Origin of the sequence: Salibacter halophilus (genome assembly GCF_008806325.1) — a bacterium.
Classification (GTDB): Bacteria; Bacteroidota; Bacteroidia; order Flavobacteriales_G; family Salibacteraceae; genus Salibacter; species Salibacter halophilus.
Map to the genome: position 1 here is coordinate 154,678 of NZ_WACR01000006.1, position 25,199 is coordinate 179,876.

At 41.0% G+C, this 25,199-nt stretch carries 20 protein-coding genes; 13 read left to right on the forward strand and 7 right to left on the reverse strand.

Going from position 1 to position 25,199, the window contains the following annotated elements:
- The first annotated feature begins 23 nt into the window (after positions 1 to 23).
- Positions 24 to 812 (forward strand): SDR family oxidoreductase, encoded by a 789-nt coding sequence (locus tag F3059_RS08180; RefSeq protein ID WP_151168079.1) that lies wholly within the window; start codon positions 24 to 26, stop codon positions 810 to 812.
- Positions 813 to 817: 5 nt separating this feature from the next.
- Here the strand turns inward: F3059_RS08180 and F3059_RS08185 are convergent, their stop codons facing one another.
- Together F3059_RS08185 and F3059_RS08190 are read right to left on the reverse strand one after the other, a co-directional pair.
- Positions 818 to 1,516 carry a response regulator transcription factor gene (locus F3059_RS08185; RefSeq protein WP_151168081.1) on the reverse strand — a complete coding sequence of 233 codons (699 nt, stop codon included), beginning with the start codon at positions 1,514 to 1,516 and terminating at the stop codon, positions 818 to 820.
- 42 nt (positions 1,517 to 1,558) lie between these two features.
- Entirely contained in the window at positions 1,559 to 3,190 is a 1,632-nt protein-coding gene (locus tag F3059_RS08190; protein ID WP_151168083.1) for a sensor histidine kinase, read from the reverse strand.
- Between the two features lie 125 nt (positions 3,191 to 3,315).
- Between F3059_RS08190 and F3059_RS08195 the strand changes: the two genes are divergently transcribed.
- The gene (locus F3059_RS08195; RefSeq protein WP_151168085.1) at positions 3,316 to 3,678 is read left to right on the forward strand and encodes a hypothetical protein; all 363 of its coding nucleotides are present in this window, start codon (positions 3,316 to 3,318) and stop codon (positions 3,676 to 3,678) included.
- On the opposite strand, the gene F3059_RS08200 is transcribed toward F3059_RS08195, so the two are convergent.
- Positions 3,631 to 4,932, reverse strand: a complete 1,302-nt coding sequence (locus F3059_RS08200) for a T9SS type A sorting domain-containing protein (protein WP_151168087.1) — start codon at positions 4,930 to 4,932, stop codon at positions 3,631 to 3,633. The two genes, F3059_RS08195 and F3059_RS08200, sit on opposite strands and share 48 nt — an antisense overlap.
- Before the next feature lie 50 nt (positions 4,933 to 4,982).
- A complete protein-coding gene (locus F3059_RS08205) occupies positions 4,983 to 5,333 on the reverse strand; it encodes an arsenate reductase family protein (protein WP_151168089.1) in 351 nt (116 codons plus the stop codon).
- Positions 5,334 to 5,413: 80 nt separating this feature from the next.
- Between F3059_RS08205 and F3059_RS08210 the strand changes: the two genes are divergently transcribed.
- The 6 genes from F3059_RS08210 to F3059_RS08235 all read left to right on the forward strand — a co-directional run bounded on the left by F3059_RS08210 (position 5,414) and on the right by F3059_RS08235 (position 14,015).
- Positions 5,414 to 6,517 carry a lysylphosphatidylglycerol synthase transmembrane domain-containing protein gene (locus F3059_RS08210; RefSeq protein WP_151168091.1) on the forward strand — a complete coding sequence of 368 codons (1,104 nt, stop codon included), beginning with the start codon at positions 5,414 to 5,416 and terminating at the stop codon, positions 6,515 to 6,517.
- Positions 6,518 to 6,527: 10 nt separating this feature from the next.
- Positions 6,528 to 7,682, forward strand: a complete 1,155-nt coding sequence (locus F3059_RS08215; protein WP_151168093.1) for a cystathionine gamma-synthase — start codon at positions 6,528 to 6,530, stop codon at positions 7,680 to 7,682.
- Between the two features lie 4 nt (positions 7,683 to 7,686).
- Complete coding sequence (locus tag F3059_RS08220; RefSeq protein ID WP_151168095.1) at positions 7,687 to 8,376, forward strand: potassium channel family protein; 690 nt, start codon at positions 7,687 to 7,689, stop codon at positions 8,374 to 8,376.
- Positions 8,377 to 8,381: 5 nt separating this feature from the next.
- Positions 8,382 to 9,113, forward strand: coding sequence for an SDR family NAD(P)-dependent oxidoreductase (locus F3059_RS08225; RefSeq protein ID WP_151168097.1), 732 nt, complete (start codon positions 8,382 to 8,384; stop codon positions 9,111 to 9,113).
- 72 nt (positions 9,114 to 9,185) lie between these two features.
- Entirely contained in the window at positions 9,186 to 11,555 is a 2,370-nt protein-coding gene (locus F3059_RS08230) for a M43 family zinc metalloprotease (protein WP_170265130.1), read from the forward strand.
- A gap of 18 nt (positions 11,556 to 11,573) precedes the next feature.
- On the forward strand, positions 11,574 to 14,015 hold the full coding sequence (locus tag F3059_RS08235; protein ID WP_151168101.1) for a M43 family zinc metalloprotease: 2,442 nt from the start codon (positions 11,574 to 11,576) through the stop codon (positions 14,013 to 14,015).
- 40 nt (positions 14,016 to 14,055) lie between these two features.
- On the opposite strand, the gene polA is transcribed toward F3059_RS08235, so the two are convergent.
- Entirely contained in the window at positions 14,056 to 16,839 is a 2,784-nt protein-coding gene (gene polA, locus F3059_RS08240) for a DNA polymerase I (RefSeq protein ID WP_151168103.1), read from the reverse strand.
- A 455-nt stretch (positions 16,840 to 17,294) separates the two neighbouring features.
- Between polA and F3059_RS08245 the strand changes: the two genes are divergently transcribed.
- Genes F3059_RS08245 through F3059_RS08255 form a run of 3 tightly spaced genes read left to right on the forward strand, consistent with a single transcriptional unit; the run spans position 17,295 to position 19,264 of the window.
- Positions 17,295 to 18,236 (forward strand): NAD-dependent epimerase/dehydratase family protein, encoded by a 942-nt coding sequence (locus F3059_RS08245; RefSeq protein WP_151168105.1) that lies wholly within the window; start codon positions 17,295 to 17,297, stop codon positions 18,234 to 18,236.
- A gap of 55 nt (positions 18,237 to 18,291) precedes the next feature.
- A complete protein-coding gene (locus F3059_RS08250; RefSeq protein WP_151168107.1) occupies positions 18,292 to 19,137 on the forward strand; it encodes an SDR family oxidoreductase in 846 nt (281 codons plus the stop codon).
- Positions 19,127 to 19,264, forward strand: a complete 138-nt coding sequence (locus F3059_RS08255; RefSeq protein WP_151168109.1) for a DUF2256 domain-containing protein — start codon at positions 19,127 to 19,129, stop codon at positions 19,262 to 19,264. Before F3059_RS08250 ends, F3059_RS08255 begins: the two co-directional genes overlap by 11 nt.
- Here the strand turns inward: F3059_RS08255 and F3059_RS08260 are convergent.
- A complete protein-coding gene (locus F3059_RS08260) occupies positions 19,261 to 19,776 on the reverse strand; it encodes a ferritin (protein WP_151168111.1) in 516 nt (171 codons plus the stop codon). The genes F3059_RS08255 and F3059_RS08260 overlap by 4 nt on opposite strands.
- Before the next feature lie 91 nt (positions 19,777 to 19,867).
- Here F3059_RS08260 and rnr point away from each other — a divergent pair, with 91 nt between their 5' ends.
- Together rnr and F3059_RS08270 are read left to right on the forward strand one after the other, a co-directional pair.
- Positions 19,868 to 22,036 (forward strand): ribonuclease R, encoded by a 2,169-nt coding sequence (gene rnr / locus F3059_RS08265; protein WP_151168113.1) that lies wholly within the window; start codon positions 19,868 to 19,870, stop codon positions 22,034 to 22,036.
- Positions 22,026 to 23,684, forward strand: a complete 1,659-nt coding sequence (locus F3059_RS08270; RefSeq protein ID WP_170265131.1) for a TlpA family protein disulfide reductase — start codon at positions 22,026 to 22,028, stop codon at positions 23,682 to 23,684. The genes rnr and F3059_RS08270 overlap by 11 nt, the downstream gene beginning before the upstream one ends.
- Before the next feature lie 4 nt (positions 23,685 to 23,688).
- Here F3059_RS08270 and F3059_RS08275 read toward each other — a convergent pair whose 3' ends face one another.
- The gene (locus F3059_RS08275) at positions 23,689 to 25,113 is read right to left on the reverse strand and encodes an SDR family oxidoreductase (RefSeq protein WP_151168117.1); all 1,425 of its coding nucleotides are present in this window, start codon (positions 25,111 to 25,113) and stop codon (positions 23,689 to 23,691) included.
- Positions 25,114 to 25,199 lie beyond the last annotated feature (86 nt).

The following is a 25,199-nucleotide window of genomic DNA, read 5'->3' on the forward strand; positions in this document are numbered from 1 at the left end:
ACTTTTGGAGAAAAGGAATGACTATGGATTTGGACCTGACAGGACGTACGGCACTGGTAGCTGGTAGCACTCAGGGAATTGGGAAGTGTGCAGCTATGGAGATGGCTGAGATGGGCGCCAATATCGTGCTCATTGCGCGAAACGAGGAAAAGTTAAAACGCGTAGTGAGTGAATTGCCAACTGATAGAGACAATACGCATGAATATATCGTGGCTGATTTCACCAAACCGATGGAGGTGAAGAAAGCTGTAAATGATTTTATCGGTCAGAGCCGGGAGATCAACATTCTCGTCAATAACACTGGCGGACCTCCGGGCGGCCCAATTATCGATGCTGATATCGATGAATTTCAAAATGCTTTTGATGCACATTTAAAATGCAACCACATTTTGGTGCAGGCTTGTTATCCATCTATGAAGAGATCAGGTTACGGTCGCATTATCAATGTTATTTCCACGAGTGTAAAAGCACCATTGGCAAATCTTGGAGTTTCCAATACGATTCGCGGAGCTGTTGCAAACTGGAGTAAAACACTTGCTACAGAGCTCGGGCCGGATGGAATCACGGTGAACAATGTGTTACCGGGAGCTACAAACACTTCTCGCCTCGATGGTATTGCGAAGCGCAAATCTGAAAAGACCGGAAAACCGATCGAGGAGGTGCTCGATGAAATGGGAAATGCCGTACCACTCAAGCGCGTTGCCGAACCTGAGGAAACAGCAAATGCCATCGCCTTTTTGGCGAGTCCGGCAGCAGCTTACATCAGCGGAATCAATATTCCTGTTGACGGAGGAAGAACACCAACTTTATAAACAACTCAATCGAGCTCGATTAACTTGAATCCGCGACCGTGAACGTTTATCAGCTCGATTTTTTCGTCTTCTTTCAGGTATTTCCTCAACTTCGTGATGTACACATCCATGCTGCGTGAGTTGAAATAGCTGTCATCTCCCCAAATAGCTTTGAGTGCGCTTTCTCTTTCCAGCACATTGTTTTTGTTGAGACAAAGAAGTTTGAGAAGCTGATTTTCTTTTGAAGTCAGTTTTTTCTCAGTATTCGCAACTGTCAGAACCTGCTTGTGTGAATCGAAAGAAGAGTCGCCAATTTCAAACACACGCTTTTCCTCTTTGTCGTTTTGACCCTGTTTCGTTCTGCGTAGGATAGCATTAACACGCATCATCAATTCCTCCATGCTAAAAGGCTTGGTTACGTAATCATCAGCACCAATTTTAAAACCTTCAATAGCATCTTCTTTCATCGATTTTGCTGTGAGGAAAATGATAGGAACCTCCTTGTCGATTTTTCTCACCTCTTCAGCCATCGTGAAACCATCCTGAACCGGCATCATGACATCTAAAATGAGCAGATCGTAATTATCTTTTGCAAACTGTTCAAAGCCTTCTTTACCATTGGCTTTGAGTGTTACATCAAAATCTTTCGCCTGCAGATATTCTGTTAAGATTGTACCCAAATTTGGATCATCTTCAACTACCAGTAAATTGAGTTTATTTTTCATGTGTTCAAAGTTTATTTTTCAGGGTCATTAAGAGCTCGTCATTTAATTACGCTTCGCTTCAAAGTTTGGTAAATATATAGTGAATGTACTTCCTTTTCCTAATTGGCTTTTGAGGTTAATGGACCCACCGAGTTTTTCCAGCACGATTTTCACGTAACTGAGGCCTAGGCCAAACCCTTTAACATCGTGAATGTTTCCGGTTGGAACGCGGTAGAGCTTTTCAAAAATGCGGTTTTGGTTTTCTTTTGAAATACCAATTCCTTTATCTGAAACGCTGATTTTAGCTCTGTCACCGGTTTTTTCTAATGAAACGGTAATTTCCGGATTTTCTTTTGAGTACTTGTTCGCGTTGTCGATCAGGTTGTAGAGAACATTTGCAAGGTGAACGCGATCACCCTGAACAAAAATAGGGTCGTCAGCTATTTTCGTTGACAATTGTCCGTTTTTTTCCTTCACCTGAATTTGAATCTTATCGATCACATTTTTGAGAAGCTTATTCAACTCAATTGTCTCAATCTTGAGTTTGAACTCGCCACGATCAAATACAGCACTTTGCAATACTTCTTCAACGAGGAGACCTAGCCGCTTATTTTCATCACCAATCATGCCCACGTATCGCTTTACGGCCTGCTGGTTCTGACCGATATCAGGATCACTCATGGCTTCACAGGCAAGCGATATTGTGCTGATAGGAGTTTTGAGCTCGTGGGTCATGTTGTTGATGAAGTCGTTTTTGATCTCGCTATTTCGTTTTTGGTTGATGATGGTGTGTACGGTGTAGTAAAAGATACTCATGATAACGATGATCACGAGCAAACTGGTAGAGAGCATCAGCCAGTTAGTTTGCAAAAGAAAACCTGTTTTTCGCGGAAACGAAACATTCAAATAATAGGGGTCGCGCACCACATCGTTTGGGAATAGTTGGGCGCTAACTTTATCGTTTACCTTATCAGGATTTACTGTGTCTTCATTTGTGAGATGGATCTGACTTTGATCGTCAGTTACTGTAAAATCCGGGTCAGTGGTAATTCCTAAAGATGTGAGTTCATCGCGAAGTATGGAGTCAATTTCATTTTTTGAAACCCGCTCTTCAATAGGCTGGTAGAGATCGACTTCAATCATTCGCTTTACAATGTCTCCTACAAAAGCTTTTTTGCGGGCCAGCCTGGATTTGATCACATTATCGAGCTGTGGACTTTCTGTGGATTCCAGGATATTTGGTTGCGGATTGTTGAGAAAAGAAAGGTCAATATCCATGAGGTTAACTGAGTCCTCAGCATTCATGACATCTTTCACTTTTTTGCGTACGATTCGGGTTGACTTTTTCCCCTCTTGTTCCTCTGTGATTTTTATTTCGAGGTTTTCGCCTTCGCGCGAGACCTCCTGTAAAACGAGGAAGTCAAAAGTAGTATCTCGGCCTGCTTGTTCCAGTTTTTCCTGGGCCTGGTCATCAATGAATAGGTAGCGACCTTGCTGATGAGCTTTTAGTTTTTTTAAAATCTCATTTCGCTCGAGCTTCACAACTGTGGAGTTGACAGCGTCTTTAGCATCGCGCCAAAACTCATCTTCTTTCAGCTGAAGTGCATTTTCCACCCAGTAAATTTGGATGGCGATCAACCCTAGCGTAGCTATCGCAATGGTTGTAATAAGAAAATAGATGTACTTCTGCTTCATATGCTCTAACAAAAGTAATTTGATTGCCCTACCACTGAAGGGGTTTAACGTAATTTAACTAATGTTTTGAATTGCTTAACAGTCAGTAAGTTGAGGTTGTGACTAATTTTGAGAAAAACCTAACTATGAAAAATCTAATAATACTTTCAGCGATTGTACTGGGGCTATTTTGTGTTTCGTGTTCTGACCATGAAGAAAAGAGCACTGAGGAAAAAGCGCAATCTATTCAAACTTATCACGGTCAGAGCCAAAACCATAGCGAGCATCTATCCACACCGCTCGAACTCGATTCTTTGTTGTGGACGAGTTTCGAAAAGCAGGATAGAGATGTTTCTTCAAAACTGCGGGATGAAATGACAGAATGGATGTCAAAAGAAAAAGCCTCTTTTGAAAGAGGAAAATCAAAAGAGGCTTCGCTTTCAACTAACAGACAATCTGTTTTAGCGGATAAAAATCTTTTCTCTGAAAAGCTTCCTTTCAGTTTGTAGTGTGACGATATAAATTCCACCAGTTGAATTGACGATCGGTAAAACTGTTCGGTTAGCCTGGATATTTCTTTGAGCAACTTTTCTGCCCGATAAATCATATACAGTTGCTGTGCTGTTTTGTAAAAGTTTATCTGAAGCAATAACTACGTTTTTGTTTTGAGCAAAGATTGAAACTTCAACATCTTTTTTCGCTTTTTCAACTCCGGTTTGTAAAAAAGAAGAGTCGACACAGGTCGTGTCAACAACAAGCATGAATGAATCTTTAGCAGCGCATCCTGCATCGGTTTTAGCAGTTAAATAAATCATGCTCGATTTTACTGCTGTTAAAACACTTTGATTGGTAGAAGTGTAATGGGTTCCTTGAGGATGTTTGATCGCGTAATTTGAAGTATTGCCGGAGAATGAAATAGTATCTGGTGCATAGAGGCAAAGGGGTTGTCCTCCGCTAGATCTTGTAAACGAGAATTGCGCTAATGGAACAGCTTGTAAGGTGACGGACTCAGTGCTTTTACAAGCGCCAATGTAGCCGGTTACTGTATAGGTAGCTCCCTGGTTTAGATCTGTTGGTGAGGCGTTTACAGCAAAGCCATTAGTAGTGTCTAAAGTGTTTGTCGGATCTGACCATTCGTAGCTTGTTGCTCCGGTTGCAGTTATTTCTCGGGATGATCCCTGGCAAACATCGTAACTCTCTGTGGCAATATTCAATTCTGGTAAAGTTGTATCTACTCTAACTTCAATACTGGCACTATCAGAGCAAGAGCCATTGTATCCGATAATATCATAAGTTCTGGGCTCGGATGTAGTACCAGGGTTGAAAATAACTTCCCTGCCAGTATCTGAAGAAATGTAGTTAGTTGGTCCGCTCCATGTAAATTCTTGAGCACCCCAGGCCTTTAACGTAACCGTGTCTTCAATACATGCTCTTTTTAATGGACCATTAGAAGTTATTTGAGGTGGAAAATTAACTGTAATTGTAATCATTGCAGTATCTAGCGGCCCAGTAGAGTCATGGCTTACGACTGTGTAGGTGGTTGTATCTGTTGGAAAGGCTATCACCGATGTTCCACTATCAGATGAAAGCGAAGAATCAGGAGACCAAACAAATGCAGTTGCTGTGCTATCCTGTGCGCTTATTGTACTGGTAGTTCCAATACAAAGCTCCATTTTTGAAGCAGATAAAGTTAGTTGAGCCTTTACCTGTGAGAATGAAACCATCAGTAATAGCAGGAAAAAAGTAGTTTTGAGCGTTTTCATAGTGATTTGATTTTTAATTGCTCTAAAGCTACTATTTGTTTTAACCCGTGTCAATTTTTTGTTTTCTCGACCATCTGCTCTACAATCTTTTTCGAGTTTCCTGCCATCACATTATCTTCAAATAACATTACCGGTCTCTTTAAAAAAGTATATTCATCGAGGATGAGTTGCTTGATCTCTTTTTCGTTCAGTGGTTTTTCTTTGAGGTTGAGTTCCCTGTATTTTCTAGAGCGTTTATTGAATAATTCTTCATAAGAAGAAACATAGTTTCTCAACTCGATAAGCTCCTGTTCATTAATTGGATCAGTTTTTATTTCCCGTAATGTAAAATCAGATAAGTCGAGTTGTTTCATGATTTTTTTGCAGGTGTCACAAGTCTTTAAGTAGTAAAATTTCTTCATTTGTACATTTTTCTGGTTGAAAAGTAAACGAACAAGTTAGATTCTCGTAATGTTTCTAACTTCGCCACGCGAGCAAAAAAATGGCAAAGAAGAGAAGAAACAAAAAAAGAAGTCCAATTCGAAAAATAATGGACCCCAAGCGCATCATTATTCCAATTGTGCTTGGTCTCGGAGTTGCCGGCTACCTGCTTTATTCTGAACTCGACCCTAAAGCCTTTAGGGACATTGATTTTACGGGCAGAACTTATTTCTGGATTTTCATCGCGCTACTTGCAGCAGGAGCTCGTGAATTTGGTTACATGTACAGGCTCAGAATATTGAGTGATAAACGAATATCATGGCGAAACGCATTTGACGACATCATGCTTTGGGAGTTCAGCTCTGCAATCACTCCTTCTGTAGTTGGAGGATCAGGAGTTGCCATCTTCATTCTCTCCAAGGAAAAGCTCTCTGTTGGGAGAAGTACAGCAATCGTCATGACAACTGCTTTTTTAGATGAATTGTTTTATGTCATTTCAGTGCCGCTTTTGTTTGTAGTGGTCGGAACCACAGCTCTCTTCCCCGATACGATTCCAAACATGGAAGTTTTTGGAATGAAGCTGGGCGTACAGCAGGTTTTTTGGATCGGATACGTATTTATACTCATTCTCATAACAGTAATTCTACTCGGTATATTTGTGAGTCCTCAGGGATTCAAAAAACTACTCATCAGGGTGTTTTCGTTGCCTTTTCTTAAAAGATGGCTAAGAGCAGCCTATCGAACAGGAGATGAAGTTGTCACAACGTCAGATGAGCTGCGTGAAAAGCCCTTTATCTTTTGGGTAAGAGCATTTTTAGCAACTTCTCTATCATGGACAGCACGTTACTTAACCGCTAATTTTTTACTTTTAGCCTTTACTTCATTTGGGTTTATGGACAATTTATTAGTTCTTTCGCGTCAGCTCGTTATGTGGGTGATCATGCTGATAAGTCCAACCCCGGGGAGTGCCGGAGTAGCTGAAATAGCCTTCGACCAGTTTTTGGCCGATTACACTCCAATTGGAATAATGGCAGCAGTAGCCTTTTTATGGCGACTATTTACTTACTACCCTTACTTATTTTTAGGAATTATTATTTTACCGCGTTGGATACAGCGCGTATACCTTGGAAGGAAACTCATAACTTTTAAAAAGCCTCAAAAATAAAGGAGACTATATGGACACAAAAAATGCCAAATTTGGAACTAAAGCAATTCATGGAGGCATAGAGCCCGATGAGTCAACAGGTGCAATCATGACACCAATTTACCAGACTTCAACTTATGTGCAGTCTGAAGTTGGAAAACACAAAGGGTATGAGTACTCACGTACTCTAAACCCAACGCGTGATGCACTGGAGAAAAACCTCGCGGCTATTGAAAACGGAAAGTATGGAGCAGCATTTGCCAGTGGCCTGGCGGCAATCGATGCAATGCTCAAAATGCTCAATCCTGGCGATGAAGTTGTTTCAACAAACGACCTTTACGGTGGAACATTCCGCATCTTCAAATCTATATTTGAGAAATTCGGTATCAAATTTCACTTTGTACCAATGCAGGATGTGAGTTCTGTTGAACAGTATATCAACGAAAACACTCGTCTCATTTGGGTAGAAACACCAACCAACCCAATGCTCAACATCATCGACATCAAAGCCATGAGCGAATTAGCGAAGAAGCATGATGTTATGCTTGGCGTTGACAACACTTTTGCAACTCCTTACCTTCAGAACCCGCTAGATTTAGGCGCTGATCTCGTTATGCACTCAGTTACCAAATACCTTGGCGGTCACTCTGATATCGTGATGGGAGCATTGGTAACAAACAGAAAAGATATTGCCGATGAAATTTACCACATTCAAAATAGTAGTGGTGGAGTTGCGGGACCAATGGACAGCTTCTTGGTTCTGAGAGGTATCAAAACACTTCACGTTCGTATTCAGCGCCACTGTGAAAATGCAGCTAAAGTGGCTAAAATGCTGAACGAGCACCCAAAAGTGGATAAAGTATATTGGCCAGGACTAGAGAGTCATCCAAATCATGACATTGCCAAAAAACAGATGAGAGACTTTGGTGGGATGATGTCATTCACACTTAAAGATGATTCTCAGGAAAATGCTCATAAAATTGTGACCAAAACAAAAGTGTTCACACTAGCTGAATCACTAGGTGGAGTAGAATCACTTTTAGGTCACCCTGCAACAATGACACACGCAGCTATTCCAAAAGAAGAGCGCGAAAAAGCAGGTGTAAAAGATTCACTAATTCGCTTGAGTATCGGTATTGAAGACGGAGATGATCTCGTTGCCGATCTCGAAGAAGCACTAAAATAAAACCATGGCTTATCGTTTTGCAGTAATCGGCCTTGGGCAATTTGGAACAGCAATTGCCAAAAAGTTGAGTGAACGCGGAGCTGAAGTTCTCGCGATTGACAACAATGAAATGAACATCCAAAATATCAAGGATGAAGTGGCATATGCTGTCACATTAGACTCAACTGATAAAAAAGCGCTCATCACGCAAGGCATCAAAGATATGGATGCTGTTGTGGTTGCCATTGGGGAGAACTTTGAAGCACTTTTGCTCACAACAGTCTACCTCAATGAGCTCAATGTTGAGCGGATTATTGCAAGGGCTAACGGACCTCAACAACGAATGATCCTTGAGAAAATGGGAGTTGACGAAATACTCTCTCCCGAGGATGAGGTTGGGACAGTTGTCGCTGAAAGGCTGATAAACCCCAATATCCTTAGCTTTTTGCAACTTCCTGATGATTACGAGGTAGTTGAAATAAAAGCTCCTAAAGGAATCATTGGCAGAACGCTCGATGAAGTTGGCTTGCGCGACAAATACAAGCTTACTGTAGTAACGATCAAGCGCCTCTTTGAAGAGGAAAAAAATGGTGAAAAAGTTATGCAGGAACACGTATTAGGTGTTCCTGCTTCTAACACCTCTATTCAAAAATCCGATACTCTCATGGTTTTTGGTAGAGTCCGCGATATCGAGAAATTCATCGACATCAATTAATTTTCATGAAGCAATATTTCATTACCGGTACTAGCAGCGGAATTGGAGAAGCACTTGCCAATGAGCTGTTACAAGATGCTGATAACCACGTAACCGGAATCAGCCGAAACCAAACAATCAAACACGATAGATACGATCACATCAGTATGGATCTGACCGAAATTGAAAAGCTCAACGATTTCAGTTTTCCGGTTCAATCAAATGCCGATCGTATTTGCCTGGTCAATAATGCTGGCTATTTGGGAGACATAAAGCGAGTGGGAACGGCATCCAATGATGCTATCAACAGAACATTTGTACTCAACACGATATCTCCCGCTATATTGATGAATATTTTTATCGGTCAGATCCAGGAACTGCACACCGAAAAAATAATACTAAACATCAGTTCTGGTGCCGGACAATACGAGATTGATTCGTGGGCATCGTATTGTGGGTCAAAAGCCGGAATCGATCATTTCAGCAAAACGGTACAACACGAACAGGAAGTAACCGGGGGAGATGTCAAAATCCTTTCAATTGGTCCTGGTGTTGTAGACACCAACATGCAAAAAGAAATTAGAGGAGCTAATCCTGATGATTTTAGCCGTCATGGAGACTTTGTTCAACTCAAAGAAAAAGGAGAGTTGGCAAACCCAACTACCGTGGCAAAAAAATACGTGTACGTACTCAACCACACACATAAATTTGATCAGGTTGTAGATTCCCTCAGGAACATTGAAGTGCCGGGTTTGTAACTGATCTTACAGAAAAAGCGTTTATAAAAAAGTTATATTCGCACTTTACTTATCACAAATTCAATGAAATATATGGCTTTTATTAGAATTAAGAATGTTATTCTAACTCTTTCAGCACTCGCTATTTCTTTTACGCAATATGCTCAGCAGCCCTGCGGTAAAAATCATGCTGAACAGCAGTTATTACAACAAAACCCATCAGCCAAACCTATTATTGAATCAGCTCAAAAAGAGCTTGAGGATTTTACACAGTCTTACATTAGCTCTAGAGCAACATCAAACAATAAGATTGTAATTCCTGTAGTTTTTCACGTTGTTCATCAAAACGGATCTGAAAACATCAGCGAAGCACAAATCAAAGACGCAATGCGTCAAATAAATGAAGATTTTAGTAAGTCAAATGCAGACCTTGCCAATGTGATACCTGCTTTTGAAAGCAGAATTGGTGATGCTAATTTCGAGTTTCGTCTTGCTAGAAAAGATCCTAATGGTAACTCAACCAATGGTATAGATCGTATTGTGTCATCAGCTACAAATGTTGGTGATCAAACAGCCAAAATCAACCAGTGGCCACCACAGAAGTACCTCAACATTTGGACTGTTGCAAACATCAATTTTGGTGCTGCAGCCTATGCTCTTCTTCCAAGTGTTGCGGCTGGAAATCCATCACAAGATGGAATCGTTTCTGAACACACATATGTTGGTACAATTGGAACTGCTGCTGGAGGTGATGGCCACACATTGCCCCACGAAATTGGACACTTTTTTAATCTTGAACACCCTTGGGGACAATCAAATAACCCAGGGCAAACACAAAATTGTGGTGATGATGATTCTGTACAAGATACACCTAATACAATTGGAACTTTTGGTTCATGTAATACCACTCAGGTATCATGCGGCTCTCTAGATAATGTTCAAAACATCATGGACTATTCAAATTGTCCAGTAATGTTTACCGAAGGTCAAATTGATCGCATGAGAGCAGCAGCAAATTCTGGTGTTGCCGGAAGAAACAATTTGTGGTCACAACAAAATTTAAACGCTACTGGTGTTGGGCAACTTTACTCTGCAGACTTCAGTGCTGAAAATGCTACTATTTGCCTGGGAGATTCTTTGAGGCTACTAGATGGATCTGAATACGATCCAACAAGTTGGAACTGGAATCTAACGGGTTCTTTACAATCATCTTCAAACAACCAAAACCCGGTAGTTTATTATCCAGAAATTGGAGTTTATGATGTTTTATTGACCTCATTCCAAAATGGAAATCAAAAATCAGAATTGAAAGATGGGTTCGTAATGGTCAACAATCCTGTTGGGGTTTCTATGCCTTATACTGAAGATTTTGAAGATGTAACTGAAACACCCAATATCAAATGGTACACATCAGATAACAATTCAAACTTTGGTTTTGAGCTCGATGAAAACAATGGAAAGCAAGGTGGAGCGTGCCTGAAAATGGCGAACTACTCAAATTCAAATAACAAGACCTATCGATTGATAAGTGAAACAATTGATCTATCTGTTTATGATCAGTTTGATATAGACTTTGAAGTAGCGTATGCTATGCTCAATGGTAGTTCAGGACAGGATAGGTTAAAGGTTTATATATCTAACGATTGCGGAGAAACATGGAATGAGGTTTTCAATGAAATTGGTCCTTTTATCCAAAGTACTTCTGGAGTGAATGGAGCCTTCACACCATCAAACTCCAATGAATGGCGCACCCTGTCCATCGATAACTTAAGCGCTCCATTAAATTCAAATAATGCTAGAATAAAGTTTGAATTTGAAGCAGAAGGAAATAACAACCTCTATATTGATAATATTAACATTACAGGTGACTGGGGTGATACACCTAGTTTAGTTTACCCATTCAATGGTCAAACTAAGTTGCCAAGTGATTTCACATTCCAGTGGCAGCCAACTGGTGAAAGTATTACAGAATACGAATTTCAATATGCTGATAATATCTCTTTCAATAGTCCTGTATCAGTTTCAAAACAAAAAATATCTGTAGATCCTGACAATGCTGACACAGAGTATGATGTTACCGGCTTAGATCCAAACGGGACTTACTTTTGGAGAGTTCGTTATGTAACAAATGGAAACCCTGGTCCATGGAGTGATGTGTGGGAATTCACAATAAGCGAAACTGGAGTTGGTTTTGAAGAAAGCCTTAAAGAAAAGTTTCATTTTACAGTATTCCCCAATCCTTCTGAATCTAAGTTTAATGTTCGCTTATTAAATGATGAGAACAGGCCTGTAGAATTTACCATATACTCAATGACAGGTCAGCGTGTGTATTATTCCAAACAAAATTTATCTTCAGGTGAAAATATTGTTCAGCTCAATGTTGATCAGCTTACAGGCGGAGTTTACATGTTGGAAACGGCAATTGGTTCTGAACGAATTACAGAACGCATTGTTATTAGATAGATAAAGGAAGAGAGCGAGATGAAAAATATATTATTGGCGGGAATATTCTTATTCTCCACTATTTTTACTGTTGGTCAGAACCAGAGTGATTGGTGTGGAACCGATTCTTACATGGAAGAGATGTTCAACGAACACCCTGAACTCCGTGAGGAATACAGGCGGATTTCTAAAATGGGTTCTGAAACTCACATTCCTGTGTTATCACAAACAGGAACGAGATCTTCAGGGCCTGCACAATATAAAGTCCCTGTAGTCGTCCATGTTGTTCATGATAATTGCATTGGGAATATCTCATTAGATCAAATTCAGGATGGAATAGATGTACTCAACGAAGATTTTAGGAGACTGAATTCAGATACGAATGCAACCAGAGCAGTCTTCCAAAATGTTGCTGCTGATGTTGAAGTGGAGTTTGAACTGGCACGGATTGATCCTAACGGAAACTGCACTGATGGTGTAGTACGAATCAACGATCCTTCCAATTCCTATGGAGCTAATAATAATGTGAAAGATGTTAGTTACTGGCCAGCAGATTCATATTTGAATATATGGATCGTGAACTCTGTCAGGGGCTCAGGAGGAGGCGGAATTGTGTTGGGGTACGCTCAATTTCCCGGAGGTAATTGGAATAATTACGGTATTGTGATGCGCCATGACCGACTCGGTCGTGTTGGCACATCTGTTTCAGATGGTCGTACTCTAACCCACGAAGTAGGTCACTGTTTTAATCTTTACCACACATTTCAAAGCGGATGTGGAGGAAGCTGTAGTAATTCAGGAGACAGAGTTTGTGATACACCGCCATCAGCAAATTCAACATTTGGGTGTAACACAGGTCAAAACACCTGCTCTAATGATACTCAGGGACAACAAAGTGCGTTTTCAACCGATGTAGTTGATCAAATTGAAAACTACATGAGCTATGACGATTGCCAAAACATGTTTACCCTTGGTCAAAAAGCGAGAATGATTTCTGTCCTTAATAATATTCCCGTTCTACAAAGTCTAACAAGTCAGTCAAATCTCGTATCCACAGGGATTGTTAATTTCAATGAATCAGTATGTAGAGCCGATTTTGAAGTAAATATTACAGGGGCACAGCCATCAGGTGCGGTTTGCGAAACTGGTAAACCTATTATTGCGTGTGTAGGTGATACGGTTTCATTTTTTGACCGTTCTTTCTTCAACCCTCAAAATTATAGCTGGTCATTTGAAGGAGCTCAGCCTGTCATGAGCAACGCTGAAAATCCAAGAGTTGTTTATTCTGAGCCGGGAACATACGATGTGGAATTGACTGTATCTGATAGTTTAGACTCGGCTTCAGTTGTAAAATCAAATGTGATTAAGATTTTACCTCAAGTTGGAAAAAATGTTCCTATTGTTGAATCGTTTGAATTTTCTGAGCCAGCGATCGACAAAGGCTGGATTCTCGATGATTTTTCTCAGCAGTTTGGATGGGAGGTAACCAATTTTGATTCATACAGCGGGTCACAATCTCTCAAGCTGAACAACTTCTTTAGTAGCGGTGCAGGAGAAGCAGCTGCTGAAAGCCCTGTATACAGCCTTGAAAATATGGATACAGCTTTTTTGACTTTCAAATCAGCTTTTGCGCAAAGAGACGGGTCATTTGATATACTGAGACTGGAGGTAAGTACGAACTGTGGAAGGTCCTGGTCTTTTATCGATTCTAAAGTTGGACCTATACTTGCTAGTACTGATCCAATTAACGGACCTTTAAATAATCTAGATGAAAGTGATTGGGCATCAAACTCAGTAGCTATTCCATCTCAGTATTTGACTTCCAACTTCAGGTTTCGTTTTAGGTTTCAGTCAAATGGGGGAAATGATTTATATCTCGATGACATCAATATCGAGGGAGCACTCAATGATTCTGTAATTCTTATATCACCTAAGCTTGCAGAAATCAATGTTAATACAAGCCCTAAGCTTAACTGGGCTGCTGCACGTGGAGATGAATATGAAATCGAAGTAGATCGTGTTCCATCTTTCAATTCTGGTTGGCTTCAATCTTATAGCCAACCAGTAGGACTGGGTTTATCAAACAGCCCAGACACTGAAAAGCAGCTAATTAATCTCGATAGCTCAACAACTTATTATTGGAGAGTTCGTGTTATTGACAACGGAGCTGCTGGTCCATGGAGTGAAACCTGGAGATTTACAACAACTCCGGGAATCAATACATCAGTTTATGAAAGCCAGGAAGACAACGAAATAAAAATGTACCCGAATCCGGCTAATAACAGAGTAGTTATTTCCGGAATTGATAACACAGGCTCAATCAGGGTTTATAATTCTGTAGGCGTTAATGTGCTCAACAAAGTAGCTAGTTCGGGATTTGACCAATACCTGAACACTTCCCGATTTGCTGAAGGAGTTTATTACGTCAGGATTAAAACAGAAAATTCGACCGTTACAAAACGGCTTGTTATTGCACGATAAAGAAGTAAATCCCAACGAAAATTTCGTTGGGATTTTTTTATTAATGAGCCTCTAACCAGTTAGAGCCAGTTTGAGCTTCAACTTCTAATTCAACATTAAGATCTAAAGCTCCAGACATTTCTTCGCTTACCATTTTGATCAGTTTCTCCTGTTCGTCTTTATGACAATCAAAAACCAATTCATCATGCACCTGTAAGAGCATTTTGGATTTGTAATTGTCTTTGTTGAGTTTTTTGTGAACATTGATCATGGCGATTTTAATCAAATCGGCTGCTGTACCCTGAATGGGGGAGTTGATAGCGTTTCGCTCAGCAAAACCGCGTACGGTTGCATTTCGTGAATTGATATCGCGTAAGTAGCGCCTTCTTCCCAAAACTGTTTCTACGTATCCGTGTTCTCGGGCAAACTCGATTTGTTTGTCCATGTAGGTTTTGATCTTTGGATACTTATCGAAATAATTATCAATGATTTCCTTTGCCTCTTTTCGTGAGATATTGATTCGTTGTGAGAGTCCGTATGCTGATATTCCGTAAATGATACCAAAGTTGACCGTTTTGGCATTGCTGCGCATTTCGCGTGTCACATCATCCAGCTCAACACCAAACACCTTTGAAGCAGTTGTAGCATGTATATCGATGCCTTTGTTGAAGGCTTCTAGCATGTTTTCTTCTTTCGCTAATGCTGCGATGATTCTCAATTCAACCTGAGAGTAGTCTGCAGCCATAAGTGTGAAGTCATCGCTCCTGGGAACAAAAGCCTGCCTGATGTATCTGCCGCGCTCGGTTCTGATCGGTATGTTTTGCAAATTGGGCTTGTCAGAACTCAACCTGCCAGTAGCCGCCCTTACCTGATTGAAGGTGGTGTGAATCCTACCACTTCGTTCGTTAATAAGATTTGGAAGCGGATCAACATATGTATTTTTCAGCTTCACAACTTCTCTGTATTCCAGTATTTGCTCAACGATTTCATGCTTGCCCGCTATAGATTGAAGAGCTTCTTCATTGGTGGCGTATTGACCGCTTTTTGTCTTCTTGGGCTTATCCGTGACTTTCAACTCATCAAATAAAACTTCGCCCACCTGTTTTGGAGAGCCGATGTTAAATTCGTGACCGGCAATTTCATAAATTCCCTTTTCAATCGAGTCGATTTCTTTTTGAAGGTTTTTAGAGTAATCGTCAAGGATGTCACGATCCATCTTGATTCCCTCGCACTCCATGTCAGAGAGCACATTTACGAGAGGCATTTCAATATCATCAAAGATATTTTGCTCTTTTCCCTTTTTCAGGTCCTTTTCCAATTCACTCTTTAGCTGTAAAGTAATATCGGCATCTTCACCGGCATATTCTGCTGCTTCCTCTACAGCAACTTCACGCATACTTTTTTGGTTCTTACCCTTTTTACCAATTAAATCAGAGATAGGTTTTGGCCTGTAACTCAAATACGTTTCTGCTAACACATCCATATTCCTTCGGTTGTTCTCAGGATCAGTTAGGTAATGCGCGATCATCGTATCAAAAAGTGGGTAAGAAACCTCCATTTCATGATGCTTGAGCACATTGAGATCGTACTTCACATTGTGCCCTATTTTTAATGCTTTCGACTTAAAAACATCATCAAACTTTTTCAATTTTTTCAGGCATTCATCCCGATCTTCAGGAAACGGAACATAATAAGCTTCACCTTTTTTAAGAGAAAAAGCCAGACCAACCAACTCAGCATTGTGAGCATCCACCGATGTCGTTTCAGTATCAAAACAAAAAACATCTGCTTTGAGTAATTTCTTGGTCAGATCCTCAATTCCTTTATCCGAATCAACAAGCTTATAGTCGTGCTCTGTATTATCGAGGTTTGAAATATCAACTTCTTTTTGGTCAGATCCTGAATCACCATTATCCTCCGTAGCGAACATATCCATTTGCCCCTCAGTAGGTGCTATTTTTTCACCTAAGATGCGTTCACTCATTCTCCTGAACTCGAGGTCGGCAAAAATTTCTTTTAAAACCTCCTTATTCCACTCAGATTTCTCGTATTCTTTGGCATCGAATTCAACCGGAGCATCGGTTAAAATTGTGGCGAGCATCTTGCTCATGAAAGCCTGCTCACGATTATTTTCCAGGTTTTCTTTCATCTTGCCTTTAAAATCTTCAAGATGCTCGTAAACCTCTTCCATACTGCCGTATTCACCAACTAGATTCTTAGCGCGCTTTTCGCCAATTCCCGGCACACCGGGGATGTTATCGACAGCATCGCCCCACATACCTAAAATATCGATAACCTGCTCGGGGCGCTCAATGCTGAACTTCTTTTTCACTTCAGGAATACCCCAAACTTCAGCAGCATTTCCCATTCTGCTCGGCTTGTACATGAAAACATTGTCAGTGACCAACTGAGCAAAATCTTTATCGGGAGTCATCATGTAAGCGATAAAGCCTTCTTTCTCTGCCTGGTGAGCAAGTGTTCCTATAACATCATCTGCTTCGTATCCATCAGCCATGACAAGCGGAATATTGAAGCCTTCGAGTAGTTTTTTGATATATGGTACACTTTGTTTGATGTCCTCAGGAGTGTCTTCGCGGTTTGCTTTGTATTCTGTGTAATCTTCAGTTCTCTTGGGAGGAGAAGGAGGGTCAATTACAACAGCGATGTGAGTTGGTTTTTCATTTGAAATGACATCGTAGAGCGTATTCACAAAACCAAATACAGCTGAGGTGTTCATTCCTTTGGAGTTTATCCGCGGGTTTTTGCTAAAAGCGAAATAAGAGCGATAAATGAGCGCGTAAGCATCGAGCAGGAATAGCTTTTTATCTGTGTCCTTTGTGAGCATAGAAAGTTGTTTTTCTAGAAAAGTGTAAAGGTAATGATGATGCGGAATTACCTCAGCTTTTTTGAAGATTTTCTAGAAACAAAAAACCCGGCAAAAAGCCGGGTAAAATGAGAAATGTGTTCAATCTACATGCATTCACAGGGCTCACTTTTTGTGGCGTTATATTTATAACCATTATAACCATTTGAATGGCAACAGTTCTCACATTGAGTGCCTGAGGACAAGTTTTTACACTGATCAACTTTTTCTCCTTTACAAGATGGAAATGAAAATGCTAGCGCTGAAAGGGCCACGCCAAAGCCTACTGTTTTTAAAAGTTTCATAGATAATAGGATTAAGTTCGCCACGAATCTAAGAGTTCAACTAAAAAACACAAAATTTTATTTTGCAGCGCTTTCTTTTCTCAAATGTTCAATATTTGATCGCTTCTCCTACATTTGCTGCAAATTTTGATTATGGCGAAAGAAACGATCTTAGTAACTGGAGCTCTCGGGCAGGTAGGGAGCGATTTAGTATCTACATTGCGTGATAAATTCGGTTCTGACCGTGTAATTGCAACAGATATTCGCGAACCACAAACTGAAAGTGAGCCTTTTGAAACGCTCGATGTTCTCGATAAAGACAAGCTTGCTGAGATCGTTAAAAAGTACAATGTCAAAACTGTCTACAACCTCGCAGCTCTTCTTTCGGCAACAGCGGAGCAACAACCGGCTTTTGGTTGGAAACTCAACATGGAAGGACATTTTAATGTGCTCAATTTAGCGAAGGAAGGACTGATCAAAAAAGTTTTTTGGCCGAGTTCAATAGCTGTTTTTGGACCTACTACTCCAAAAGATAATACGCCTCAGGATTGCATCATGGATCCTAATACTGTTTACGGAATCTCTAAGCAGGCAGGAGAAAGATGGAACGAATATTATCACAGGAAATGGGGTGTTGACGTGCGCTCTATTCGTTACCCGGGTCTAATTGGCTGGAAGACACTGCCGGGCGGGGGAACGACTGACTATGCAGTGGATATTTTTCACAAGGCCCTGAAGTCAAAAAAGTTTGAATGCTTCCTTAATGAGTCAACAGCATTGCCGATGATGTACATTGATGATGCCATAAAAGCTACTATTGATATTACTGAAGCTGATGCTGATGATGTGAGAATTCGCAGCAGTTACAATTTGTCAGCAATGAGTTTTAATCCGGCTGATTTGGCGAATGAAATCAAAAAGCACATACCGGAGTTTGAAATTTCCTATAAACCTGATTTCAGGCAGGAAATTGCCGATTCATGGCCTTCGAGTATTGATGACTCTCCTGCTCGCAAAGATTGGGGATGGCAACATCAATACGATATTCCTGAGCTCGTTGAAACGATGCTTTCTAAACTGAAGGATATTGGCTAGTAAGCCGGTCAACATTTTTGCTTAGTTTTTGTCTTCATTTAAAGGAGATTCTTTTATGAAGACAATTGTTATCACGGGAACAACATCTGGAATTGGACGGCAAACTGCTCTTAAGCTCAACGCAAAAGGTCATCATGTTATCATGCTCAACCGAAATGAGCAAAAGACTAAAGCGCTCCAAAAGGAGTTGGTTCAGCCGGCTCAAAGCACGTTTATATTTTGCGATTTAGCCGATCTCAAATCGGTGAAGAGTGCGGCTGAAAAAGTGAAAGTTGGCTTTGAAAGTGTAGATGTTGTCCTGAATAACGCTGGCGGAATTATCCCTGACAGGCAAACGACCAAAGATGGATTAGAACTAACTTTTCAAATGAATCATCTGGGTCACTTTTTGCTCACGAACGAATTGATTCCTCTGCTGGAAAAAGGCAAAGAGCCCAGGATAATCAATGTGAGTTCTGAAGCTCATAAGCAGGGAAACCCAAATTTTGACGATCTACAACTCGAAAATGGGTATTCTTCAATGAAGGCATATGGTAATGCTAAGCTTTTCAATATCTATTTTGCTCAATCGCTTCACGATAAACTAAAGGATAAGGGCATTGCAGCTAATGCTTTACATCCGGGAGTTGTTGACACAAAGTTTGGAAGTGACTTCAAAGGATTTTTAAAAGTTCTTTTGAAGCTATTCAAGCCATTCATGATCAAACCTGAAAAAGGAGCTGAAACCTCAATTTTTCTCGCTACAAGCGATGAAGGCTACGAGCAAAGTGGTTTGTACTGGAAAAAGAAAAAACCTGCTAAAACGGCTTCTATAGCTCAAAATGAAGAGAACCGCAAGAGGTTATGGAAAGAGAGCGATAAGTTGGTAAAACAGGTTCTGACCGAAAGTGATGCCGCATAAAAAGCCACACCTTCCGGTCAAAACGTGTCCAATTTGCGGCAGGCTTTTTACCTGGCGCAAAAAATGGGAAAAGAACTGGGAAAACGTTATTTACTGCAGCGAAAAGTGCCGCAGAAATAAAAATTAATCCTCATCATTTGCTGATGTTACACTGATATTCATGATGTCACGATCAAATAGATAAAGACCGCTTCCCTGCTTATCACCAATCAGTTTTAGTTTGTCGAGAACCGCTCTTGCGAGAGCCTCTTCTTCAATTTGCTCGCTCACATACCACTGCAAAAAGTTGTGAGTAGTGTAGTCTTTTTCCTCTAAGGTGATGTGAACCAGTTCGTTGATTCGGTTTGTTATTTCCTGTTCGTGCTCGAGAATATCACTAAATACCTGATGCATGTTCTCAAATTTAACAGGAGGTTTAGCCAGTTCAGGAACTTCTGCCACGCCACCGCGTTCATTGATAAACTTGAGAAGCTTGAGCATGTGCGTGCGTTCTTCTTCTGACTGCTTGTACAAAAAGCCTGAAACTCCTTCAAAACCTTCTACCTCTGCCCATGAAGCCATCGCCAGGTAGAGTTGTGATGAAGCAGCCTCTGCTGCTAATTGTTCGTTTAACTTTTTCTCTATGCTTTTCGAAATCATTGTTGACAACTTTTTATCTTGTGAACATTTAACTATACTAAGAATGCTGAATTTTGATTCAGCCTCAAAATAATAATTTTTCTTCGTTTATATGGCAAAGAATAAAAAGCCTAAGGGCAAACCCAAGAACTCGGGTAAATTTCCAAAGAAAAAACTTCAACGGGCTATAATTGATATTATCAGTCAGAACCCCAATAAACCACATAACTACAAACAAATTGCTGCTACTATGGGTGTGTCAGATCCACACACAAGATCACTCATCATGAAAACGATGAATGAAATGGCAGCGAAGGAAACGCTCAAAGAAGAGCAGCGTGGGAAATTCAAAATGGGAAAAAACAGTGCTTTCATCGAAGGCGTTGTGGATATGACTCAAAGCGGATCCGCTTACATCAAAACAGAACAACTCGATGAAGATATTTACATCCCGCCAAAGTTCGTGGGACATGCACTTCATGGCGATACTGTAAAAGTGTTTTTACTGGCTCGCAAAAAGCGGAGAAAGCCTGAGGGGCAAATCACTGAAATTGTAAAACGAGCCAAAACAGAATTTGTAGGAGTTATTGAAGTATCTAAAAACTTTGCGTTTCTCGTTCCCGATAATCGCAAAATGCTCGTTGACCTCTACATTCCGCTCGATAAATTAAAAGGAGCCGAAAACGGTCAAAAAGCAATCGCCAAAATGACCGATTGGCCAAAAGATGCCAGTAGTCCGTTTGGTGAAGTGATCGATGTATTAGGTGATCCACTCCAAAATGAAGTAGAAATGAGTTCTATTTTATTTGAATACGGATTTCCGCAAAAGTTTCCAGAGAAAGTAGAGCAGGCCGCAGCAAATATTCCGGTTGAAATTTCAGATGATGAAGTCAAAAAGCGCAGAGACATGCGCGATGTGGAAACATTCACAATCGACCCGCACGATGCTAAAGATTTTGATGATGCTATTTCATTCAGAGAACTCAAAAACGGGAACTACGAAATAGGCGTTCACATTGCTGATGTCACCCATTATGTGCAGGAAAACGATATGGTTGATAAAGAGGCTGTAGAGCGCGCAACATCAGTTTACCTGGTTGATCGCGTTGTGCCGATGTTGCCTGAAATACTCTCCAATAAAGTTTGCTCGTTGCGTCCCAACGAAGAAAAACTCACTTTTTCCTGTGTCTTTGAGCTCGATAAAAACGGCCATGTTCAGAACCATTGGATTGGCCGAACAGTTACCGAATCTGATAACCGATTCACCTACGAGGAAGCCCAGGAAGTTATCGAAAGTGGCGAGGGCAAGAACAGTGAGGCTCTGACCGTGATCAACAGCATGGCAAAGCAAATGAGAAACCGCAGGCTACAAGCCGGGGCAATTGCTTTTGATAAAGTTGAAGTGAAGTTTAAACTCAACGATAAAAATGAGCCGGATAGTGTTTTATTCAAAGTGCAAAAAGATGCTCACAAACTCATCGAAGAGTTCATGTTGCTGGCTAACCGCACGGTTGCAGAAGATATTGGAAAAATAACGAAGCAAAACCCCAAGCCCAAAACATTCGTCTACCGAATTCACGACACACCCGATCCTGAAAAGCTGGCTGATTTCAGTGCTTTCATCAAAAAATTCGGTTACAAATATTCGTTTGCAAAAGAGGATGAGGTTTCGAAAAATATCAATCAACTACTCGCTGAAGTTCAGGGAAAACGCGAAGAAACGATGGTTGAAACGCTCGCTATCCGCACGATGGCAAAAGCAGAGTACAGTACTGACAACATCGGGCACTACGGACTCGGTTTTCGCTATTACACGCACTTTACTTCACCCATCAGGCGGTATCCTGACATGATGGTACACCGTTTACTCGATCGCTATGCAAAAGGAGGAAATAACGCCAGCCAGGATCATTATCAAAACCTCTGTAACCATTCCAGCGAAAAAGAACGCGAGGCAGCGAATGCAGAACGCGACTCGATCAAATACTTCCAGGTGATGTACATGAAAGAAAGCGTTGGCGAAACGTTCAACGGTGTTATTTCAGGTGTTACCGAATGGGGACTTTACGTGGAAATAATTGAGAATAAATGCGAAGGGATGATCCGCCTGCGCGAAATCGATGGCGACTACTTTTATTTTGACGAAAAAAATCACCGAATTGTAGGCCATAATTACGGAAGAGTGTTACAATTGGGCGATGAAATTCAAATTAAGGTTAAAAATGCTGATCTGTACAACCGCAGGTTAGAGTTTGAATTAGTTGATGAAGATGATGAATAGACTTTTAGTTGCCGTTTTTTCCCTTTCGCTTTTGACATCCTGCCTCGATGAGCTGGGACCTACGGGAGATGAAAAGCCATTTGAGAACACGTATAATATCGCTCAGGATACAGCAAAACTCGTGAATCAAAATACAGATTTGTACAAGATTGCTGTGAGGGAAGGTAAAAGAGATACAGCGCTCATCGAAAAGCCTGATTGGAGCAAAGAGTTGCTCCCATTCATTGAAGCTGAAAATTTCAATACGCTGGGTAACAAACCAAAATACCAAATTGACTCAGCTTATTTACCGCTAAGTAAAATCAAAGTTTATCGCTATTATTCTGACAAAGAGAGTGCTAAAATCAAAGAAGCCGTTTACGAATATCAAAACGGCAAATTGAAACGCGCTCATTTTGAGGCGAACAAAGAAAATATCGTTTACAAATTTGATCAAAACCTCACTTACACAGCCGGCAGAGGCTACTCGATTACGTCATCTCAAAATGTGAAGAAGGTTTTGGACGAAGCTTTTTCTGTCAGATCCGTTTTCATGAACGACTCAAAACCGTTCAGGCTCACGTTTCACTTACCGGATGAGAAGAAGTTAATGGTCAGAGCCAGCCTCAAAGCAGACTCACTAGTGATTTTCAATAATCTCGAACGAATAGCTATTCCATTGACACAAAACGGAGACTCCACAATTGCGGAGTTGCCGGTTTTTCAAAGTGAACTTCACTTAAAGATAAGCGATAAACGAGTTGACGGCTATTGGCTCAACCTCGACAAAGGATCGGACTATCGAATTCCGGTTACAGGAGTTCTCGAAATGCCTGAACCATATCGAAAAGCAGAAGTTGATTTTTCCGGGAAGTGGGAATTGCAGATCATCGAAGAAGACACGACCATGCCGGCTATTGCATTGTTTGAACAATCGGGGTCTCAGCTTTACGGAACAATTAGGACAGAAGTTGGGGACTACCGCTATTTATCGGGAAGTGTAACGGGAGACTCGTTTAGGCTTTCCACTTTTGATGGCAGTCACGCCTTTTATTTTGAGGGTGCTCTTTCTGGATCTGACCAATATGAAGGCTCATTTTACAGCGGTATTCATTACAAGTCTGAACTTAAAGCCATCCGCAATGAGAATGCTGAGCTTCGTGATCCGGACGAGTTGACAAAGTCGACTGAAAAACAAATGAATTTTACTTTTCCCAATCTGGCAGGTGAAAAAGTATCGCTCGATGATGAGCGTTATAGTGGAAAAGCGGTTGTCGTAAATGTAATGGGAACATGGTGCCCGAACTGCATGGACGAAACGCGGTATTTGAAAAAGCTCTATGAGAAGTATAATGATCGCGGATTGGAAATTATCAGTCTGGCATTTGAGCGCGAGAGTTCTTTTGAGAAAGCAAAGCCGATTGTTCAAAAGGCAGTTCAGGACCTGGGAATTCCGTACGAAGTTTTGCTAACAGGATACACACCCCAAAACGCGGAGAAAGCTATTCCCGAATTAGATAAAATCATGAGTTTTCCCACGATGATTATTCTCAGCCGTGACCACAAGATTGTTCATGTACATACCGGTTTTAACGGCCCCGCTACAGGTAAAGCTTATGATAAGTTTGTAAAAGAAACAGAGGGTGTTGTTGAGAAAGCACTTAAATAATAAATCACTGCTTGTATTCAACAAGGTTTCGTAGCATTCCCCTGAAGATAAATGCATGAAAGGGTAACATAGTGTACCAGTAAAGTCTGCCGGCTAATCCGCGCGGACGAAATGTTGCTGTTTGTACGAGTTTTTCACCTTCCATATTGAATTCGAGCCAGGCTTCACCGGGTAGTTTCATTTCAGCGTAGAGTAGCAAGCGTCCTTTGTCTCTATTGGCAACGATCACACGCCAAAAATCGATTACATCGCCTTCATCTATTCGGGTTTGGTTGGTGCGGCCTCGCCTGAGTCCAACTCCGCCCACTAGTTTATCCAAAAGGCCACGAAGCTGCCACAATGAGTTTCCGTAATACCATCCGCGGTTTCCGCCAATGGCAAATACATTGTTGATCGTTTTTTTCCTGTTTGGAGCGGTTTTTTTCTTGATGTCCTTAAAGCATCCGTATTGAGGAACTTCAACAAAATCTTGAAGATCATAGGTGGCATTCCCGGCTACAAAGGAATCCTTCCAGCTGCTGGCTACAAGGTTCTGACCAATACGGGAAAAAGCTAAGTCGATACTTTCTTTGTAGGTAAGCAAGTCTGTTTGAATGATTTCTCGAATGCGGTTTTCCTCGCAAATGACCTCCACTTTCATACTGTCGACAAGATTTACTGCCAAATTGTAAGTGGTAGAGGTTACGAAATAGAGCCATTTGCTTGAAAGTCGCGGAGTCATAACTGGAACAGTAATTATTCTTCTGTTTAGTCGTCTCGATTTTGCATAGCCGAGCAACATTTCACGATAGGTGAGAACTTCAGGACCGCCAATATCGTAGCTGTTTCCCTTACACTCATCGTGCTCGATGACTCCTGTCAAATACTGAATCACATTTCGTATTGCGATTGGTTGGCAGCGAGTGTTGATCCACTTTGGCGCAACCATTACAGGGAGCTTTTCTACCAAATCCCGGATGATCTCAAATGAAGCGCTTCCGCTACCTACGATAATGCCTGCTTTTAATGTTGTGAGTGGAGTTTTTGCTTTTTTGAGAATCTGTTCCACCATTTTGCGTGACTCAAGGTGTTTAGAGAGCTTATCCTGGTTTGTGAGTCCGCTCAGGTAAATGATTTGTTTACAATTTGCTCTATCAGCTAATTCAGTGAAATTATGTGCACAGGTTCGTTCTTTTTCTTCAAATCCTCTTGTATTTCCACTCATTGAATGGAGTAGGTAGTAGGCCTTATCAAAATTGAGTGATTTGTTTTCTGGAAAGGGCTCTAAAAAATCGTGTTCTACAACCTCAATCTTTGATTCGTGCCCTGTTGGTACGATGAATCTACTTTTATCCCGCACTACACAAATCACCTCATGATCTTTTTTGAGTAGTTCGGGGAGTAATCTTTTTCCGATGTAACCGGTAGCGCCTGTTAGTAGAATCCTCATACTAATTGAAGGAGTTGGAGCATTAAAAGTTTAAAAATAGGGCATAAAAAAAGCGGGCCCTTTCACCAGCCCGCTTCAATCTGTCA

Excerpts from the sequence above, each read along its gene's own strand:
- F3059_RS08180 (WP_151168079.1), top strand. The coding sequence starts at position 24 with ATGGATTTGGACCTGACAGGACGTACGGCACTGGTAGCTGGTAGCACT.
- F3059_RS08185 (WP_151168081.1), bottom strand. The coding sequence starts at position 1,516 with ATGAAAAATAAACTCAATTTACTGGTAGTTGAAGATGATCCAAATTTG.
- F3059_RS08190 (WP_151168083.1), bottom strand. The coding sequence starts at position 3,190 with ATGAAGCAGAAGTACATCTATTTTCTTATTACAACCATTGCGATAGCT.
- F3059_RS08195 (WP_151168085.1), top strand. The coding sequence starts at position 3,316 with ATGAAAAATCTAATAATACTTTCAGCGATTGTACTGGGGCTATTTTGT.
- F3059_RS08200 (WP_151168087.1), bottom strand. The coding sequence starts at position 4,932 with ATGAAAACGCTCAAAACTACTTTTTTCCTGCTATTACTGATGGTTTCA.
- F3059_RS08205 (WP_151168089.1), bottom strand. The coding sequence starts at position 5,333 with ATGAAGAAATTTTACTACTTAAAGACTTGTGACACCTGCAAAAAAATC.
- F3059_RS08210 (WP_151168091.1), top strand. The coding sequence starts at position 5,414 with ATGGCAAAGAAGAGAAGAAACAAAAAAAGAAGTCCAATTCGAAAAATA.
- F3059_RS08215 (WP_151168093.1), top strand. The coding sequence starts at position 6,528 with ATGGACACAAAAAATGCCAAATTTGGAACTAAAGCAATTCATGGAGGC.
- F3059_RS08220 (WP_151168095.1), top strand. The coding sequence starts at position 7,687 with ATGGCTTATCGTTTTGCAGTAATCGGCCTTGGGCAATTTGGAACAGCA.
- F3059_RS08225 (WP_151168097.1), top strand. The coding sequence starts at position 8,382 with ATGAAGCAATATTTCATTACCGGTACTAGCAGCGGAATTGGAGAAGCA.
- F3059_RS08230 (WP_170265130.1), top strand. The coding sequence starts at position 9,186 with ATGGCTTTTATTAGAATTAAGAATGTTATTCTAACTCTTTCAGCACTC.
- F3059_RS08235 (WP_151168101.1), top strand. The coding sequence starts at position 11,574 with ATGAAAAATATATTATTGGCGGGAATATTCTTATTCTCCACTATTTTT.
- polA (WP_151168103.1), bottom strand. The coding sequence starts at position 16,839 with ATGCTCACAAAGGACACAGATAAAAAGCTATTCCTGCTCGATGCTTAC.
- F3059_RS08245 (WP_151168105.1), top strand. The coding sequence starts at position 17,295 with ATGGCGAAAGAAACGATCTTAGTAACTGGAGCTCTCGGGCAGGTAGGG.
- F3059_RS08250 (WP_151168107.1), top strand. The coding sequence starts at position 18,292 with ATGAAGACAATTGTTATCACGGGAACAACATCTGGAATTGGACGGCAA.
- F3059_RS08255 (WP_151168109.1), top strand. The coding sequence starts at position 19,127 with ATGCCGCATAAAAAGCCACACCTTCCGGTCAAAACGTGTCCAATTTGC.
- F3059_RS08260 (WP_151168111.1), bottom strand. The coding sequence starts at position 19,776 with ATGATTTCGAAAAGCATAGAGAAAAAGTTAAACGAACAATTAGCAGCA.
- rnr (WP_151168113.1), top strand. The coding sequence starts at position 19,868 with ATGGCAAAGAATAAAAAGCCTAAGGGCAAACCCAAGAACTCGGGTAAA.
- F3059_RS08270 (WP_170265131.1), top strand. The coding sequence starts at position 22,026 with ATGATGAATAGACTTTTAGTTGCCGTTTTTTCCCTTTCGCTTTTGACA.
- F3059_RS08275 (WP_151168117.1), bottom strand. The coding sequence starts at position 25,113 with ATGAGGATTCTACTAACAGGCGCTACCGGTTACATCGGAAAAAGATTA.